This is a genomic window from Streptomyces boncukensis (assembly GCF_011045075.1).
GTDB lineage: Bacteria > Actinomycetota > Actinomycetes > Streptomycetales > Streptomycetaceae > Streptomyces > Streptomyces boncukensis.
The window spans coordinates 1-16,896 of the sequence record NZ_JAAKZZ010000119.1 but is presented as its reverse complement, the minus strand read 5'-3'; the positions used below and the strand labels follow the sequence as shown (position 1 = coordinate 16,896).

Here is a 16,896-nt window from a genome sequence, read left to right as displayed (position 1 = left end):
GGGCGCACCCGCCCGCACCCACTCCGCCGCCTCGGCGGCGTGCGACGCCGTGAACGTCGGCCGACCGGTCCACGCGTGCCGCTCCGCGTCCCACCCCTCCCCGCTGTTCGGGTAGACGACGACCGGCTTGCCCCCCGCCGCCCGCGAGGCGATCCGCACGGCGGGCAGCACCTCCTCGCTCCGGCAGCAGTTGACGCCCACCGCGATCACCTGTTCGTTGCCCCGCGCGAGCGCGAACGCCTCCTGAAGCGGCTGCCCGGCCCGGGTGCGGGCGCCCGCGACGGTGTAGCTCAGCCACACCGGGAGCCCGCAGTCCGCGGCGGCGCGCAGCAGCGCCTCCGCCTCGGCCGTGTCCGGCACGGTCTCCAGGGCCAGCACATCGGGGCCGGCGGCGGCCAGCGCCGCGATCCGGGGCCGGTGGAAGCCGGCGAGCTCCCGCACGCTCTTCCCGTACCGCCCCCGGTACTCGCTGCCGTCCGCGAGCACCGCGCCGTACGGCCCCACCGAACCGGCGACCCAGACCCCGGAGCCGCCCGCCGCGCGGGCCAGCGCCACGCTCCGCGCGAACAGCTCCCGCGCCGACCGCGGGCCCAGGCCCCGGCGGGCGAAGCCCTCGAAGGACGCCTGATAGCTGCTGGTGATCAGCACCCGCGCTCCCGCCCGCGCATACGCCGCGTGCGCCGCCTCGATCTGGCCGGGGTCGTCGGCGAGCAGCCGAGCCGACCACAGCGCGTCGGACAGCTCGCAACCCTGCTCTTCCAACTGGTTGGACAGGCCGCCGTCCAGCGGCAGCACCCGCTGGGCGAGCGCCTGGGCGAGCGGGGTCGCGGGGCCGCCGGTCACGACAGCTTGGCCTGCACCTGGTCGGCGATCAGCTCCAGATGGTCCAGATCGCTCAGGTCCAGCACCTGGAGGTAGATCCGGGAGGCGCCCAGCTCGCCGAACTGCCCGATCTTGTCGACGACTTCGGCCGGGGTGCCCGCGAGGCCGTTCTCCTTCAGCTCGGACACCTCGCGGCCGATGGCCGCGGCCCGGCGCGCGACCTCGGCGTCGTCCCTGCCGACGCAGGCCACCAGCGCGTTGGAGTACACCAGCTCGTCCGCCGCGCGTCCGGCCTCCTCGGCGGCGGCCCGCACTCGGCCGAACTGCCGCTCGGTGTCCGCGAGGGAGCCGAAGGGGAGGTTGAACTCGTCGGCGTACCGTGCGGTGAGGCGCGGGGTGCGCTTGGCGCCGAAGCCGCCGATCAGCACCGGGATCCGGGACTGCGCGGGCTTGGGGAGCGCGGGGGAGTCCCGCAGGGTGTAGTACGTGCCCTCGTAGCTGAACTTCTCGCCGGGCGGGGTCTGCCACAGCCCCGTGATGACGGCCAGCTGCTCCTCCAGGCGGCCGAACTTCTCCTTGGGGAACGGGATGCCGTAGGCCGTGTGCTCCTCCTCGTACCAGCCGGAGCCCAGGCCGAAGTCGACGCGGCCCCCGGACATCGCGTCCACCTGCGCGACCTGGATGGCGAGCGGTCCGGGCAGCCGGAAGGTGCCCGCCGTCATCAGGGTGCCCAGCCGGATGCGGCTGGTCTCGCGGGCGAGCCCGGCGAGGGTGATCCAGGCGTCGGTCGGGCCGGGCAGGCCGTCCCCGTCGCCCATGGAGAGATAGTGGTCGGAGCGGTAGAAGGCGTCGAAGCCGAGGTCCTCCGTCGCCTTCGCGACGGTGAGCAGCGTGTGGTAGTCGGCCCCCTGCTGGGGCTCGGTGAAGATTCGCAGTCGCATGATTCCATCTTGCCTTGAAGGCGCCCGTGACCTGGCACACACCGGGGTCGTTGGCCGGGGCGGAGCCGGATCTCCCGGCCCGCGGGCCGGTCTCTTCCGGCCCGGCACCCACCGGCTCAGCTAGGAGGACGCGATGTCCCAGGACGCCGTGCCAGACCCCGGCGCCGCCGAGAGCGCCCCGGACCCGGCTGAGCCCGGCCCGCCCGGCGGGGCCTCCCAGGGACTGCTGGCGCAGATGGAGGAGATGATGGCGGCGCTCAACGCCGATCTCTCCCGGCTCGACGCCGAACTCCAGTCCTCCCAGGCCGAGGAGCGCGAGTCCTGATCGCGGGCGCGTTCTCGGGCCCCGCTGCCCGGGAACTGCCGCCCAGGAACGCCCCCGGGGCTCAGAGCACACCGCCGCGCTCCCGCAGAGCCAGCTTGCGGAGGATGCCCGCGACCCGGTCGCCGGACTCGTCCGCCGCGTCGAGCGCTTCGACGCACTGCCAGTAGAGCGCTTCCTCGGCCGACACGGCCACCCCGACGAGCGCCACCCCCGTCTCGCCGAGCAGCTCGCCCAGGTCGAGCAGGGCACAGCGGGGGTCCTCGATCATCGAGAGCTGCGCCGCGCGGACGCCGTCGGCCCGCAGCGCGGGATGGTGCAGCGAGCCGCAGGCTCTGCCGCCCGCCTCGCTCAGTCCGAGCGCCTCGGTCCGCACCTCCGGGGGCCCGCTTATCGCGAGATGGCTGCCGACCGCCTCGGCGAGGGCTTGGGCCTGCCACGCCTCCGCCACGATGTCCGGCACGGCCCTGCTGTGCGCCAGGGCATACCGGGTTGCCGCGATGAGCCGTACAGCATCCATCGTGCTATCCCCCTCACTGGTCGCTACCCAGCGTGACTGTCAATGTCCAGCACCGCCAGGGGGTTTCGGAAATCTGTGGATAATAAGGCTCGTGGGGATAACTCCTTCACTCCATAGAGTGACCGTTTCCGAGTGTGGGGAAACGGTTCGGAGCCGGGAAACGCTTCTCGTTCCGCTCGATCTTCGCCGCCAGCGCCGCCAGCGCGTCCACCCCCAGCACCTCGCAGAACTGCAGCAGATACGCCAGCACGTCCGCGACCTCGTCCTCCACCCGCGCCGCGGACTCCGGGTCCGCCATCACCCGCGCCGACTGCTCGGGCGTGAGCCACTGGAAGATCTCCACCAGTTCGCCCGCCTCGACGCTGAGCGCCGCAGCGAGGTTCTTCGGGGTGTGGTACTGCCCCCAGTCCCGCGCCACCGCGAACTCGGCCAGCCTGCGCTGCAGCCGCTCGACGGTGGGCGGAGCCGCCCCGGCCGGGGCGGCTCCGGACTCGCCGGGGCGGCCGGTGCCGCTGAGGCCGCTGCGGCTGCTGGGGTCGGTGGGACGGGTGGGGCCGTTGCCGGTGGAATCGTTCACGCACTCAGGTCTACCAGTGTGACGTCCGGCATCCGCGCCGCCTCCCGGGTCACCGGACCCGCGTCCGCCGCCGTCGCCAGCAGCCGGATATGACCGCGGGAGCCCATCCGCGCGGCCAGCGCGAGGAGTTGCCGGGCCTGCCGGGTGTCCAGGCCGCGGTCCACGCCGTCCGCGAGCACCGCCAGCGCCTGCCGCGCCGCCGGCACCTCCCGGGCCGGGTCCACGCTCAGCACCCCGGGCCCGGTGAGCAGCACCAGCGCGAGCGCCGTGAAGCGCAGTTCGCCGTCGCCCAGCCGGTCCAGCGGGGTGGCCGCGAGCCGGTCGCCCCGGTCCAGCACGGCCCGCAGCAGCCCGTCGCCGCAGCCCTCGGCACGCAGTTCCGTCACCGGCCCGGCGCAGCCGGCGCGCAGCTCGGACAGCAGCGCAGCGTGCCGGGTGGCGCACTCGGCGCGGGTACGGCGCAGCACCGCGGCGAGGTTGTCGCAGCCGCCCCGCAGCAGCCCGTCGCCCGGGGGCACAGGGCTCCGCATGGCGTCGGGGCGGGGGTCGCACGGGAACGCCGAGCGCAGCGCCACCACGATCTGCTCGGCCGCCGCCAGCACCCGGCGCTGCTCCGGCGTGGTGCCCGCCACCCGCAGCGGCACCAGCGCGGTGCCGAGCCGGTCGTCCGGGAAGGGGGCGCGGGTCACCCGCCCGGCGCCCGCGGTGTGCCACTCGGCCTGCACCGTGCGCCGTCCGGGGTCGCGCAGGGCTGTGGACAGCAGCGTGCCGTACTCCCGGGTGGCCAGCCGCTCGCCCACGATGCGCAGCTCCGGCTCGGCCTGCACCGCCACATCGACCCGGGCCTCGCCCACCGGCCCCGTCACCGAGCAGCCCAGCCGGAAGCCGCGTCTGCCCTGCCGGTCCGGCCGCGCCTCGCGCGGCACACACGCCGCCGGGCCGCCCCGCGCGCCGCCGAACACCGCGCCCAGCGGCTCCCCGCCGCCGAGCCGGGCCAGCGCCTGGTACGCCTCCAGGGCCGTGGTCTTCCCGCTGCCGCTGGGTCCCGTCAGCACCGTCACCCGGCCGAGCGGGACGGTCCTGGCGCGCAGGGCGCGGAAGGCGGAGACGCGCAGCTCGCTGACGGTGGCCGCGCGCGGGCGCGTGGTGTCCATGCCGGGACCGTAGAGGGGCGGTTCGGCGGCGAACCGTTCCAGCGGGTGCCGGCTCCCCCGAAAGGGCGATCCCCGCTTTTCCGGCCGTGCGGCAGGAGGACCGGGGAACCCCATCGCGGCGAAGCCGCTGTCGGCAGCAGCCCCGCGCCACTCCAGGGCGCCCACGGTGCTCCTCCATCTATCGCGTACTCGTGACGGCAGTCACGAAGCGGTGATACCTTCGGGGCGTTGGCCGCGCGTACAGCCGAGGCACTTTCCCCGGACGGAGGCCCCGCGATGAGCCCGTTCACCGGATCCGCGCACCCCACCCCCGAGTGGCGGCACCTCCAGGTCGACTATGACGACGGCGTCGCCACGGTCACCCTCGCCCGCCCCGCCAAGCTGAACGCGCTCACCTTCGAGGCGTACGCCGACCTGCGCGACCTGCTCGCCGAGCTGTCCCGTGAGAAGCGGGTCCGGGCGCTGGTGCTCGCCGGCGAGGGCCGCTCCTTCTGCTCCGGCGGCGACGTCGACGAGATCATCGGCGCCACGCTGGAGATGGACACCTCCCGGCTGCTCGACTTCAACCGCATGACCGGCCAGGTGGTGCGCGCCGTACGGGAGGCGCCGTTCCCCGTGGTCGCCGCCGTGCACGGGGCCGCGGCGGGCGCGGGCGCGGTGCTCGCGCTCGCAGCGGACTTCCGGGTCGCCGACCCCACGGCGCGCTTCGCCTTCCTCTTCACCCGCGTCGGGCTGTCCGGCGGCGACATGGGAGCCGCGTATCTGCTGCCCCGCGTCGTCGGACTCGGGCACGCCACCCGCATCCTGATGCTGGGCGACCCGGTCCGCGCCCCGGAGGCCGAGCGCATCGGCCTGGTCAGCCAGCTGACGGAGGACGGCGGGGCCGACCGCGCCGCGCAGGCCCTCGCACGGCGGCTCGCGGACGGGCCCGCGCTGGCGCACGCCCAGACCAAGGCGCTGCTCACCGCCGAGCTGGACATGCCGCTCGCCGGGGCCGTCGAGATGGACGCGGCCACCCAGGCGCTGCTGATGCACACCGAGGACTACGCCGAGTTCCACGCCTCCTTCACCGAGAAGCGCGCGCCCAAGTGGCAGGGGAAGTGAGCACGCGATGAGCGCCGGAATGCGCATCGCCGTCATCGGCGGCGGCCCCGGCGGGCTGTACGCCGCCGCCCTCCTCAAGCGTCTCGACCCCGCCCGCCGGATCACCGTCTACGAGCGCAACGCGGCCGACGACACCTTCGGCTTCGGCGTCGTGCTGTCCGACGAGACCCTCGGCGGCATCGAGCACGCCGACCCGGACGCCTACGCCGCGCTCCGGGCCGAGATGGTGCGCTGGGACGACATCGACATCGTGCACCGCGGCCGCACCCTCACCTGCGGCGGACACGGCTTCGCCGCGCTCGGCCGCCGCCGGCTGCTGGCCGTCCTGCACGCGCGCTGCCGCGAGCTGGGCGTCGAGCTGCGCTTCTGTACCGGGGCCCCGCCGGCCGCCGAGCTGTCCAGGACCCATGACCTGGTGATCGCAGCGGACGGGGTGCACAGCGCCACCCGCCAGGCCCACGCCGACGCCTTCCGGCCCTCCGTCACCACCCACCGCTGCCGCTACATCTGGCTGGCCGCCGACTTCGCGCTGGACGCCTTCCGCTTCGAGATCGCCGAGACCGCCCACGGCGTCCTGCAGCTGCACGCCTACCCCTATGCGCCGGACGCCTCCACTGTCATCGTCGAGGCGCGCGAGGAGGTGTGGCGGGACGCCGGGCTGGACCGGCTCGACGAGCACGGTTCGGCCGACCACTGCGCCAAGCTCTTCCAGGAGGCGCTCGGCGGCCGCCCGCTGCGCGGCAACAGCTCCCAGTGGACGGCGTTCCGCACGGTCGTCAACGCGCACTGGTCGCACGGAAACACCGTGCTGCTCGGCGACGCCGCGCACACCGCGCACTTCTCCATCGGCTCCGGCACCAAGCTCGCCGTCGAGGACGCGCTGGCGCTCGCCGCCTGTCTGCGGGAGCAGCCCGACCTGCCCGCCGCGCTGGCCGCGTACGAGGCGGAGCGGCGCCCCGTGGTGGAGTCCACCCAGCGCGCGGCGCGGGCGAGCCTCGCCTGGTTCGAGGAGCTGGCCGGGTATGTGGACCAGCCGTCCCGCAGGTTCGCGTTCAACCTGCTCACCCGCAGCCGCCGGGTCACCCACGACAACCTGCGGCTGCGGGACCCGGAGTTCGTCGCCTCGGTCGAGCGGGAGGCGGGGACGGAACCGGGCACCCCGCCCATGTTCACCCCCTTCCGGCTGCGCGAGCTGACGCTGCGCAACCGGGTGGTGGTCTCCCCGATGGACATGTACCGCGCGGCGGACGGCGACCCGGGGGACTTCCACCTCGTCCACCTGGGCGGGCGGGCGCTCGGCGGCGCCGGGCTGGTGATGACCGAAATGGTGTGCGTCTCGCCGCGCGGCCGTATCACCCCCGGCTGCTCGGGGCTGTGGACGGACGAACAGGAGGCGTCCTGGCGCCGCGTCGCCGACTTCGTGCACACCGAGTCGCCCACCGCCGCGCTGGGCGTGCAGCTCGGGCACTCGGGGCGGAAGGGCTCCACCAAGCTGATGTGGGAGGGCATCGACGAGCCGCTCCCGGACGGCAACTGGCCCGTCGTCGGCCCCTCCCCGCTGCCGTACCGCGCGGGCGTCAACCAGATACCGCACGCCCTGACAGCGGTCGAGCTGGGTGCGATACGGGACGACTTCGTCCGTGCGGCACGGCGCGCGGCGCGCGCCGGGTTCGACCTGCTGGAGCTGCACTGTGCGCACGGCTATCTGCTCTCCAGTTTCCTCTCGCCCCTGACGAACCAGCGCACCGACGCCTACGGCGGCTCGCTCGACGCGCGGCTGCGCTATCCGCTGGAGGTGTTCGACGCGGTCCGCGCGGTGTGGCCCGCCGAGCGGCCCATGACGGTGCGCATCTCCGCGACGGACTGGGCGGAGGGCGGGACGACGGGGGAGGACGCGGTACGGATCGCGGCGGCGTTCGCGGAGCACGGCGTGGACGCCGTCGATGTGTCCACGGGGCAGGTGGTGCCCGAGGAGCGGCCCGCGTACGGACGCTCCTACCAGACGCCGTTCGCCGACCGGATCCGCAACGCGCTGGGCGTGCCGGTGATCGCGGTCGGGGCGATCTCCTCGTGGGACGACGTCAACTCGCTGGTCCTGGCGGGCCGTGCCGACCTGTGCGCGCTGGCGCGCCCGCATCTGTACGACCCGCACTGGACGCTGCACGCGGCGGCGGAGCAGGGCTATACGGGGCCGGGCGCGCCGTGGCCCCTTTCGTACGGTGCGGGCAGCCGGAGGCCGCCGACGGGCCGCACGGACGCCCCCAAGCCGAGGCTGGCCCTGTGACGCGTGAGGGCCCGGCCCGTCCTCCTGCATCCGGTGTCGCGGGGACGACGGCCCCCGGGCTGCCCCTGGCGGCGCCCTGCCGCCTGCGGGCCTGTCGTGGCCGGTCGCGCGGTTCCCCGCGCCCTGGATGGCGCACGTGCGCCATGGTGTGCCCCGTCAGGGGCAGTCGTCACTCGTCCCACCAGCGGTCGTCGGGGCCGCGCCGGTTCGCCACGATGGCCGCGCACGGCGGGATGGCCATGGCCACGACACACATTCCGATGGCCACCGGCACGGACCACAGCCGCACGAACGCCCACGCGCTGACGAACAGCACCAGGCAGACCGTCATCAGCGCGAAGTAGCGGCGGCGCCGACGGGCGTACATACGACCAGCGTACGCCGCGCGCCGCCGCCGGTCGCGGGACGTCCGCCGCGGCCCTCAGCCGCCCTCCTCAGCCGCCTCAGCCGCCCTCCCGCGCGTACAGCCCGCCCGCGTCCCGCAGCTTCGCGTGCAGCGCGAAGAAGACGCCGGCTGCGCGCTCGCCCGGCCAGTCGTCCGGCAGCAGCGCGGGCGGCAGCCCGGGGTCCGCGTACGGGAGCCGCCGCCAGGCGTCCAGCGCGGGCAGATAGTCGCGGTACGCGGCCTGAGGCGGCACCCGGCGGCGGCGCGTCCACGCGCGCAGCACCGGTTCGTGGGCCTCCAGGAACGCGCGGTGCTGCGCGGCGAGCGCCTCCAGGTCCCACCAGCGGCCGACGGCCTCCGCCGTGGGCTCGAAGCCCGTGTGGCTGCCGCGGAACAGGTCGACGTAGGGCGTCAGTTCGAGCCGGGTCAGCGTATGCCGGGTCTCCTGCTCCAGGTGCGATGGCGCGATCCAGATGCCCGGTGCCGCGTTGCCGAAGCCGAGCCGGGCCAGCCGGGAGCGCAGCACATGCCGCCGCTGGCGTTCGCTTTCGGGGACGGAGAAGATCGCCAGCAGCCAGGTGCCGTCCGGATCGGGGCGGGCGTAGATGCGCCGGTCGCCGTCCTTCAGCAGCTGTCTGGCCGCGGCGGAGGGGGCGTAGGCCGCTGCCTTGCTGCCCGGCCGGTCGGCGGTGAGCAGCCCGCGCCGCTTGAGCCGGGAGACGGCCGAGCGCACCGAGGGAGGGTCCACTCCGAGGGTGCCGAGCAGCCGGATGAGGGTGGCGACGGGCACGGTGCCCGCGCTGTTGAAGCCGCGCCCGTAGGCGCCGTAGAAGGTCAGGATGAGCGAGCCGGGGGAGGGGCGGGGGGACGGCGAGTACGAGTGCAGAGCCACGGCCGTTACTCTAGATCGGCCTGCCGCAGCCGGTAGCGCTGGAGTTTGCCCGTGGGGGTGCGCGGAAGCGATTCTGCAAAGATGATCTCGCGGGGGCACTTATAGGGAGTAAGCTCCGAAGTGGTGAACTGACGTAGAGTTTCGGCCATTTCACTCCCAGGGGGAGCGCCCCGGCCCAGCACCACATGGGCGACGACGATCTGCCCGCACTTCGCGTCCGGGCGGCCGACCACCGCGGCCTCCGCGACATCGGGGTGCCGCAGCAGCGCCTCCTCGACCTCCGGGCCCGCGATGTTGTAGCCCGCCGAGATGATCATGTCGTCGGCGCGGGCCACGTAGCGGAAGTAGCCGTCGGTGTCCCGGACGTAGGTGTCGCCCGTGAGGTTCCAGCCCTCGCGTACGTACTCGCGCTGCCGCTCGTCCGCCAGATAGCGGCAGCCGACCGGGCCGCGCACCGCAAGCAGCCCCGGGGTGCCGTCCGGCACCGGCGCGCCCTCGCCGTCCACGACGCGCGCCTCGAAGCCGGGCACCGGCAGGCCCGTCGTACCGGGCTTGACGGCCTCGTCGGCGGCGGAGATGAAGATGTGCAGCATCTCGGTCGCGCCGATGCCGTCGATGATCCGCAGCCCGGTGCGCGCATACCAGTCGTGCCAGGTCGCGGCCGGCAGATGCTCGCCGGCCGAGACGCAGCGGCGCAGCGAGGCCAGCGCGGGCGGCGACTCGCCGCCGTGCTTGTCGCCGTGCTTGTCGCCGTGCTCGCCGCCGTCCCCGCCGCCGGGCGGGGGCCCCAGCCTGGCGAGCATGCCCCGGTACGCCGTCGGCGCCGTGAACAGCACCGAGATCCGGTGCTGTTCGATGATCCGCAGCATCTGCTCGGAGCCGCTCCACTGGTCCAGCAGCGCCGAGGCGCCGGCGCGCAGCGGGAAGACCACCAGTCCGCCGAGCCCGAAGGTGAAGCCCAGCGGCGGGCTGCCCGCGAACACGTCGTCCGGCCGCGGGCGCACCAGGTGCGCGGAGAAGGTGTCCGCGATGGCCAGCACGTCCCGGTGGAAGTGCACACAGCCCTTGGGCCTGCCGGTGGTACCGGAGGTGAAGGCGATCAGCGCGACGTCGTCGGCGGCCGTCGGCACGGCCGCGTACGTCTCCGGCTGGTGCGCGGCCCGTGCCAGCAGGTCCTCCGGCCCGGCGCCCCCGAACAGCGTCATCCGCAGCCCCGGTACGTCCGCCTTCACCAGCTCGTCCGCGCAGTCCGCCGCGCACAGCGCGTGGCTGACCCGCGCCAGCCGGCCGATGGTGCCCAGCTCGTGCGCCCGCTGGGCCGCCAGCACCGTCACGGCGACGGCGCCCGCCTTCATCACCGCCAGCCAGCAGGCGGCGAGCGCAGGCGTGGTGGGCCCGCGCAGCAGCACCCGGTTGCCGGGGCGTACGCCGAGCTCGCCGGTGAGGACGTGTGCGATCTGGTCCACGGTGCGCCGCAGCCTGCCGTACGACCAGGGCGGGGAGCCGTCGGCCGTGTGGAAGGCGGGGCGGTCGCCGCCGAACCGCTCGACGGTGCGGTCCAGCAGCTCGGCGCCGCAGTTGAGACGGTCGGGGTAGTGGAGCTCGGGCCGGTCCAGCAGGAGGTCCGGCCACTGCTCGGGCGGCGGCAGATGGTCGCGGGCGAAGGTGTCGACGTGTACTGACGGGCTCAGGTGCATCTGTACTGCCCCCTCGCGGCCGGGCGCGCTGATGTGCCGTCGAGCGTAACGTGATGGTGACGGCAGTCAAGATACCGCGATATACAGAGCGAGGCCGGGTCGTCCGCCCGGCCCCGCGGAAGCCAGGGGGTCGCGATGCCCGTGTTCGCGCTGGAACCGAAGCAGCAGGAGTGGTGCGCGCAGCTGCGCGAGCTCGCGGGCAGCAGGCTGCGCCCGCTCGCCGAGTCGGGCGAGCCGGGGCGGGTCAACCGGGCGCTGCTCGCGGACCTCGGCGAGCTGGGGCTGCTCGCGCGCGCCGTCGTCGCCTCGTCCCCGTCCCGGTCCGGCGCGGGGCACCAGGCCGAGCGGGCGCTGGAGCTGTGCCTGCTGCGGGAGTCCCTCGCGTACGCCTGCCCCGAGGCCGAGACGGCGCTGGCGCTCCAGGGCCTGGGCACCGGCCCGGTGGCCGCGGCGGGCACCGGCGAGCAGCGCGGGCGCTGGCTGCGCGCCGCGGCCGAGGGCCGGGCCGTCGCCGCCTTCGCGCTGAGCGAGCCCGGCGCGGGCAGCGACGCGGCGGCACTGGCGCTGCGGGCCGAGCCGGACGGCCCCGCGACGGACGGCCCCGGCCCGGCGACGGACGGCCCCGGCCCGGCGTCCTGGCGGCTGACCGGCACCAAGACCTGGATCTCCAACGCGCCCGAGGCGGACTTCTACTGCGTGTTCGCCCGTACGGGTGAGGAGGCGGGCTCCCGGGGCATCACCGCCTTCCTGGTCCCGGCCGACCGCCCAGGGCTGAGCGGCGAGCACCTGGACATGCTCTCCCCGCACCCCATCGGCACCCTCACCTTCGACGGCGTCCCCGTCACCCGCGCCGACCTCATCGGGCAGCCGGGGGGCGGCTTCGGGATCGCCATGCGCACCCTCAACCTCTTCCGGCCCAGCGTCGGCGCGTTCGCGGTCGGCATGGCGCAGGCCGCGCTGGACGCCTCGCTGGAACACGCCGGACGGCGCCCCGCCTTCGGCGGTGTCCTGCGCGACCTGCAGTCCGTCTCGCACCAGCTGGCCGAGATGGCGACGCGCACCGAGGCGGCGCGGCTGATGGTGTACGCGGCGGCGGCCGCGTACGACCGGGGGGACGAGGGCATCGCGCGGCGCTCGGCGATGGCCAAGCTGCTGGCCACCGAGACGGCGCAGTACGTCGTCGACGCGGCCGTCCAGATCCACGGAGCCGAGGGGCTCCGGCGCGGCCACCTCCTCGAACACCTCTACCGGGAGGTCCGGGCCCCCCGCATCTACGAGGGGGCGAGCGAGTTGCAGCGCACGGTGATCGCGAAGGAGCTGTACACATGACGCAGGACGGTGCCGTGCGGCGCATCAACCCGCCCGAGCTGTCCCCGCCGAAGGGGTTCTCGCACGCCGTGACGGCGACCGGCTCGCGGCTGGTCTTCCTCGCGGGCCAGACCGCGCTGGACGCCGAGGGCCGGATCGCGGCGCACACCTTTCCCGGCCAGTTCGAGGCGGCGCTGAGCAATCTGCTGGCCGCGCTGGCGGCGAGCGGGGGCGAGCCGGCGGACCTGGCCCGGGTGACGGTCTATACGACGGACGTTCCCGCGTACCGGCGGCACGCGGCCGAACTGGGGAGGATCTGGGGCCGGCTGGTGGGGCGGGACTATCCGGCGATGGCCGTGGTGGGCGTGGTGCGGCTGTGGGACGAGTCGGCGTGGATCGAACTGGACGGCGTGGCCGTGCTGGAGTGACGGCGGCCGGCCTCCTGAGCCCCTGACGGTCACCCGGATCCGCGGCGGCGGGCCCGGTGCGCGGCCACCCGCGCGCGGGACGCGCACCTGGGCGAGCAGTAGCGCCGGGGCGTCCCCGGGCCGTCGTCCAGGAACAGCCGTGTGCAGTCCGCCGCCGCGCACTCCCCCCACGCCGCCGCGTTCCCGCCGCGCTCGCTCAGCAGCTGGGCCAGGCCCAGCGCGCTCGCGGCGGTGAACCAGTCCGCCCAGCCCGCGTCGTCGCCCCGGTCCACATGCAGGTGCCAGGCGTGGCCGTCGTGCCGGGAGAGGCGGGGCCGGGCGCCGCACTCCGCCAGCAGGGCGTTGAGCGCGCGGGCCGCACGGTCCACGTCCGGCTCCGCCAGCACGCGCTCGGTGAGCCGCGCGACGGCCGCGCGCAGCGCCTCCGCGTCGTCCTCCGTGAACGCGCTCCCGGCCACGTCCTGAGCGGTCTCCCCGTGCCGCATGAGCAGGTCCGCCATGGCCTCCCGGGACAGCGATCCGTCCGCGCGCAGCGCGTTGGCCAGGTCCAGCAACCGGTGCGCCGGGCGAAAACCCCGCTGTGATGTCTCCCGCACGCCCGCCAGTATACCTATGCTGTAACGGCTCATTCTTATAAGACGTTACGCAGAACGGTTGTGCAGGACAGTTGTGCAGGACAGGAGAGCCCGCCATGCGGCCCGCGCTCGTCGCCTATCTGGCCACCGCCTTTCTCGCCCGGCTCGCGGACGACGGAGTGGGGATCGCCGTCGCCCTGCTCGCCCTGGACCGCACCGGAAGCGCGGCGGCGGGCGCCTTCGTGCTCACGGCCTGGATGGCGCCGCACGCCGTGGCGGCGCCGCTGGTGGGCGCGCTCGCCGCGCGGGCCCGCAGGCCGCGGCTGTTCTACTGCGGCGCGCTCGCCGCCTTCGCCGCCGCGCTCGCGGGGCTCGCCGGCACGGTGGGCTCGGCGCCCGGCCCCGTCGCCCTGGCCATCGCCGTCGCCGGGGGCAGCTGCGGGCCGGTCGTCAGCGGAGGGCTGTCCAGCCTGATCGCCTCGCTCGCGCCGGAGGGGGCGGTGCGGGACCGCGCGTACGCGCTGGACGCCGTGACGTACACGGCGTCGTCCGTCGCCGGACCCGCCGTCGTCACTCTGGTCGCGGGGCTGGCCTCGCCCGCTGCGGCGACCGGGCTGATGGCGGTGTTCGCCGGGGCAGCGGTTCCGTTGATGGCGGCGGTGAGCGGTGGTGTGCGGCGGAGCCGGGCGCCGGCGCGCGCAGCCCCCAGCGCACCCTCGGGGCGCCACGGCCGCCCCTTCACCGCCCTGTGGCGTACGCCCGCGCTGCGCGCGATCACCGCGGCCACGACCGTCGCCCACCTCGGTCTCGGCGGGCTCGCCGTGTCCGCCGTGCTGCTGGCCGCGCACCGGGGCGAAGCGGACGGCGGCGGCGTGCTGATGACGGCGTTCGCCGTCGGAGCGCTCGCGGGGGCGCTGGGCCTGGCCCGCTGGCGCCCGCCGTTCGGCGACCGGCGGCTGGCGGGGGCCAGCCTGGTGGTCACCGGCGCTGCGCTGGCCGGGGCCGCGCTCGCGCCGTCCCTCGGCTGGGCCGCGGCGCTGTTCGCGCTCGCCGGGTTGGGGGACGGCCCGCTGCTCACCACCACGCTCCGGATCCGGGCCGACCACGCGCCGCCGGACGCCCGCGCCCAGGTCTTCACCGTGGGCGCGGGGCTGAAGGTCACGGCGGCGGCTGCCGGAGCGGCGCTGGCCGGGACGCTGGAGGGGCTCAATCCCGCTCTGCTCGTGCTGGCGATCGCGGCGCTGCAGCTGGCCGCCGCGGCGCTGCTGGCCCTGCTGGAGGGGCCCCGTCCCGGCGGGCCGCGCGGGCGAGTACGGCGGCGAGCGCGCCCGCGAGCACCGTCGCGGCGCCGGTGAGCAGGCCCGCGGTGTGCAGCCCGGCGACGAAGTCCCGGGCGAAGCCGGGCGTACCCGGGTCCCCGCCGTGCGGGATGACCAGCAGGCCGAGTACGGCCACCCCCAGCGCGGTGCCGACCTGGCGGGTGGTGCTCACACAGGCCGCAGCGAGTCCCGAGCGCGCCGCGGGCAGCGCCTGGACGCCCGCCAGCTGGGTGGGCCCGATGGACGCGCCCATGCCCGCGCCGAGCACCACCGAGACGGCGGCCAGCGCGGCAGGGCCCGAGTCCGTGCCCAGCAGCACCAGCCCGGCCAGCCCGACGCCGGAGACCAGGTATCCGACCGCCATCACCCGGTGGGGCCCGTACCGCGCGCACAGCCGGGTGGCGAACGGCGCCACCGAGCACACCGCGAGCGTCAGCGGCAGGAAGCGCAGCCCCGTCGCCATCGCCGAGTGGCCGCGCACCTGCTGCAGATAGAGCGACAGCAGGAAGAAGACGGCACTGGTGCCGAAGCCGAGGACGAACGAGCAGACCTGCGGCACCGTGAACCGGCGGTCCCGGAACAGCGCCATCGGCAGCATGGGCCGCTCGCCGCGCCGCTCCGTCCGGACGAACAGCACCAGCGCCACGGCGGCCACCGCCAGTGCCCCCAGGGTCACCGGCGAGGACCAGCCGTACGTGTGACTCTCGATCAGCCCGAAGGTGAGGGCGCCCAGCAGGGTCAGTCCGAGCAGCTGCCCCCACAGGTCGAAGGAAGCGTGCTGCGGATCCTTGCTCTCCGGCAGCTCCCTGGCGCCCATCCACAGGGCGGCCAGCCCCACCGGGAGGTTGATCAGGAAGATGCCGCGCCAGCCGACGGTGTCGACCAGCAGCCCGCCCAGCAGCGGCCCGACGATGATCGCCGAGCCGCCCACCGACCCGTTCAGCCCGATGATCCGGGCGCGGGCCCGCGGATCCGGGTACGCGCGGGCGAGGTGCGACAGTGTCCCGGTGAACACGGCGGCGGCGCCCACGCCCTGCACGGCGCGCGCCGCGATCAGCGCGCCTCCTCCCGGGGCCGCGCCGCAGGCCAGCGAGGCGACGACGAACAGCGCGAGGCCCGCCAGATAGCTCCGTTTGCGCCCGTAGCGGTCGCTGAGCACCCCGGACGACAGCAGCAGCGCGGAGAGCGTCAGCGTGTACGCGTCGACGACCCACTGCAGACCGGAGGCCCCAGCGCCCAGGTCGTCTCCGATGCCGGGCAGGGCGACGGTGACGATCGAGACGTCGAGCAGCACGATGAACGAGCCGAGCATCAGTCCGAACGGCAGCCGCCAGCCGGGGGGTTCGGGGGGTGGGGTCATGAGCGTCCCTTAGGTGAAAACGACTTCCGGGAAGCTCACTGTGGGATCTAAAGTCAGCTTGATGTCAACGGAGAGCGGAGCCGGCTGGAGCGTCGGCGAGGTGGCGGCCCGGTTCGGCCTCGCCGTCTCGACGCTGCACTGGTGGGAGAAGTGCGGTCTGCTGGCGCCCGAGCGGGCCTCCGGGCGCCGCGTCTACCGGGAGGCGGAGCTGCGCCGCATCGCGGTGGTCCAGCTGCTCCAGGGCACGGCCGGGATGGCCCTTCCGGAGATCGCGGCGCTTCTGGAGGGCAGCACCGGGGACCGGGACTGGCGGGCGGTCGTCCGGGGCCGGGTCGCGCGCTGCGAGGAGCAGCTCGACCAGGTGCGGCGCGCCCGCGACTATCTGACGCATCTGCTGGAGTGCCCCAGCGAGCACCCCGTGGCGCAGTGCCCGTATCTGGCCGCGGACATCGACAGCCGCCTGCCCGCCCCGTGACACCGCGGCCGTCACCAGCCGGGGAGGACGAGCACGGCACACGCCGTCAGCGGCGCCAGCGGGATCAGCGCGAAGCCCCAGGTCATCAGAGAGCGGAAGACGTAGTCCCGCTGCTCCTCCGGGGTGTTCGCCGCCACCAGCGCCCCGCTGGTCGAGAACGGGGAGGAGTCGACGACCGATGCGCAGATCGCCATCGCGGAGATCAGGGTGAGGGCCCCGAGGCGGCCGTCCTGCAGCAGCGGGACGGCGAGCGGGATCAGCGCCCCGAGGATGCCGGTGGTGGAGGCGAAAGCGGCGACGACGGCGGCGATCAGGCAGATCAGCAGCGCCGCGAGCAGCGGGGCTTCGATGGCGGACACCTTCTCGCCGAGCCAGTCGACGGTGCCGAGGTGCTGGAGCAGGTTCACGTAGGTGACGATGCCGCAGACGAGCAGCACCGTGGTCCACGCGCACTTCTCGGCCGCGCCCTCGGCCGACTTCGGTGAGACCAGCGCGAGGACGGCCGCGACGGTGAGCGCTGTCAGACCCACGTTCAGGTCGAAGAACAGGGCACCGGCGACCAGGCTCAGGATGCCGAGGAGGGTGAGGGAGCGCGCCAGGTCGAGCCGTACGGGGGGTACCACGTCGGGGTGACCGCCCGTGTCGTCCGCGCGCTCCACGACCGTGACGGCGGCGGCCCCGGACGCGGGCCCGGCCGCCGTGCCGCCGGTCCCGGTCCCCGCCCCGGCCCCAT

The 16,896-nt window shown here is 75.0% G+C and carries 17 protein-coding genes and 1 pseudogene; 7 read left to right on the top strand and 11 right to left on the bottom strand.

Annotation, left to right across the window (positions count from 1 at the left end; genetic code table 11):
- Together mmuM and G5C65_RS14235 are read right to left on the bottom strand one after the other, a co-directional pair.
- Positions 1-843: homocysteine S-methyltransferase (gene mmuM, locus G5C65_RS14240; RefSeq protein ID WP_165299176.1), on the bottom strand; the 843-nt coding region annotated here is incomplete at its 3' end.
- Positions 840-1,763, bottom strand: a complete 924-nt coding sequence (locus G5C65_RS14235) for an LLM class F420-dependent oxidoreductase (RefSeq protein ID WP_165299175.1) — start codon at positions 1,761-1,763, stop codon at positions 840-842. The genes G5C65_RS14235 and mmuM, both read right to left, overlap by 4 nt.
- A gap of 133 nt (positions 1,764-1,896) precedes the next feature.
- Between G5C65_RS14235 and G5C65_RS14230 the strand changes: the two genes are divergently transcribed.
- Positions 1,897-2,088, top strand: a complete 192-nt coding sequence (locus G5C65_RS14230) for a hypothetical protein (RefSeq protein ID WP_165299174.1) — start codon at positions 1,897-1,899, stop codon at positions 2,086-2,088.
- Positions 2,089-2,149: 61 nt separating this feature from the next.
- On the opposite strand, the gene G5C65_RS14225 is transcribed toward G5C65_RS14230, so the two are convergent.
- From G5C65_RS14225 to G5C65_RS14215, 3 genes are all read right to left on the bottom strand, one after another.
- On the bottom strand, positions 2,150-2,605 hold the full coding sequence (locus G5C65_RS14225) for a DUF6099 family protein (RefSeq protein ID WP_165299173.1): 456 nt from the start codon (positions 2,603-2,605) through the stop codon (positions 2,150-2,152).
- A 106-nt stretch (positions 2,606-2,711) separates the two neighbouring features.
- Positions 2,712-3,050 carry a nucleotide pyrophosphohydrolase gene (locus G5C65_RS14220; protein ID WP_206441780.1) on the bottom strand — a complete coding sequence of 113 codons (339 nt, stop codon included), beginning with the start codon at positions 3,048-3,050 and terminating at the stop codon, positions 2,712-2,714.
- A gap of 128 nt (positions 3,051-3,178) precedes the next feature.
- Complete coding sequence (locus G5C65_RS14215) at positions 3,179-4,336, bottom strand: AAA family ATPase (RefSeq protein ID WP_165299171.1); 1,158 nt, start codon at positions 4,334-4,336, stop codon at positions 3,179-3,181.
- 276 nt (positions 4,337-4,612) lie between these two features.
- Between G5C65_RS14215 and G5C65_RS14210 the strand changes: the two genes are divergently transcribed.
- Together G5C65_RS14210 and G5C65_RS14205 are read left to right on the top strand one after the other, a co-directional pair.
- Positions 4,613-5,440 carry an enoyl-CoA hydratase family protein gene (locus G5C65_RS14210; protein ID WP_165299170.1) on the top strand — a complete coding sequence of 276 codons (828 nt, stop codon included), beginning with the start codon at positions 4,613-4,615 and terminating at the stop codon, positions 5,438-5,440.
- Between the two features lie 7 nt (positions 5,441-5,447).
- On the top strand, positions 5,448-7,724 hold the full coding sequence (locus tag G5C65_RS14205) for a bifunctional salicylyl-CoA 5-hydroxylase/oxidoreductase (protein WP_241265783.1): 2,277 nt from the start codon (positions 5,448-5,450) through the stop codon (positions 7,722-7,724).
- 169 nt (positions 7,725-7,893) lie between these two features.
- On the opposite strand, the gene G5C65_RS14200 is transcribed toward G5C65_RS14205, so the two are convergent.
- From G5C65_RS14200 to G5C65_RS14190, 3 genes are all read right to left on the bottom strand, one after another.
- On the bottom strand, positions 7,894-8,091 hold the full coding sequence (locus G5C65_RS14200; RefSeq protein ID WP_165299169.1) for a DUF3099 domain-containing protein: 198 nt from the start codon (positions 8,089-8,091) through the stop codon (positions 7,894-7,896).
- Positions 8,092-8,167: 76 nt separating this feature from the next.
- Entirely contained in the window at positions 8,168-9,001 is an 834-nt protein-coding gene (locus G5C65_RS14195; RefSeq protein ID WP_338146385.1) for a PaaX family transcriptional regulator, read from the bottom strand.
- A 5-nt stretch (positions 9,002-9,006) separates the two neighbouring features.
- Complete coding sequence (locus G5C65_RS14190) at positions 9,007-10,698, bottom strand: AMP-binding protein (protein WP_165299168.1); 1,692 nt, start codon at positions 10,696-10,698, stop codon at positions 9,007-9,009.
- A 135-nt stretch (positions 10,699-10,833) separates the two neighbouring features.
- Between G5C65_RS14190 and G5C65_RS14185 the strand changes: the two genes are divergently transcribed.
- Positions 10,834-12,027: an acyl-CoA dehydrogenase family protein gene (locus G5C65_RS14185; RefSeq protein WP_165299167.1), complete on the top strand. Its 1,194-nt coding sequence runs from the start codon at positions 10,834-10,836 to the stop codon at positions 12,025-12,027.
- Positions 12,024-12,434 carry a RidA family protein gene (locus G5C65_RS14180; protein ID WP_165299166.1) on the top strand — a complete coding sequence of 137 codons (411 nt, stop codon included), beginning with the start codon at positions 12,024-12,026 and terminating at the stop codon, positions 12,432-12,434. The genes G5C65_RS14185 and G5C65_RS14180 overlap by 4 nt, the downstream gene beginning before the upstream one ends.
- 29 nt (positions 12,435-12,463) lie before the next feature.
- Here the strand turns inward: G5C65_RS14180 and G5C65_RS14175 are convergent, their stop codons facing one another.
- Positions 12,464-13,030 (bottom strand): CGNR zinc finger domain-containing protein, encoded by a 567-nt coding sequence (locus tag G5C65_RS14175; RefSeq protein ID WP_420903314.1) that lies wholly within the window; start codon positions 13,028-13,030, stop codon positions 12,464-12,466.
- A gap of 95 nt (positions 13,031-13,125) precedes the next feature.
- Here G5C65_RS14175 and G5C65_RS14170 point away from each other — a divergent pair, with 95 nt between their 5' ends.
- Positions 13,126-14,364, top strand: a complete 1,239-nt coding sequence (locus G5C65_RS14170) for an MFS transporter (RefSeq protein WP_241265782.1) — start codon at positions 13,126-13,128, stop codon at positions 14,362-14,364.
- 97 nt (positions 14,365-14,461) lie between these two features.
- Here G5C65_RS14170 and G5C65_RS14165 read toward each other — a convergent pair.
- A pseudogene (locus tag G5C65_RS14165) lies at positions 14,462-15,640 on the bottom strand (MFS transporter); the annotation flags it as partial.
- A 109-nt stretch (positions 15,641-15,749) separates the two neighbouring features.
- Here G5C65_RS14165 and G5C65_RS14160 point away from each other — a divergent pair.
- Positions 15,750-16,163 carry a helix-turn-helix domain-containing protein gene (locus G5C65_RS14160; RefSeq protein ID WP_165299164.1) on the top strand — a complete coding sequence of 138 codons (414 nt, stop codon included), beginning with the start codon at positions 15,750-15,752 and terminating at the stop codon, positions 16,161-16,163.
- Between the two features lie 11 nt (positions 16,164-16,174).
- Here the strand turns inward: G5C65_RS14160 and G5C65_RS14155 are convergent.
- On the bottom strand, positions 16,175-16,896 hold a 722-nt coding region (locus G5C65_RS14155), incomplete at its 5' end, for an SLC13 family permease (RefSeq protein WP_206441778.1).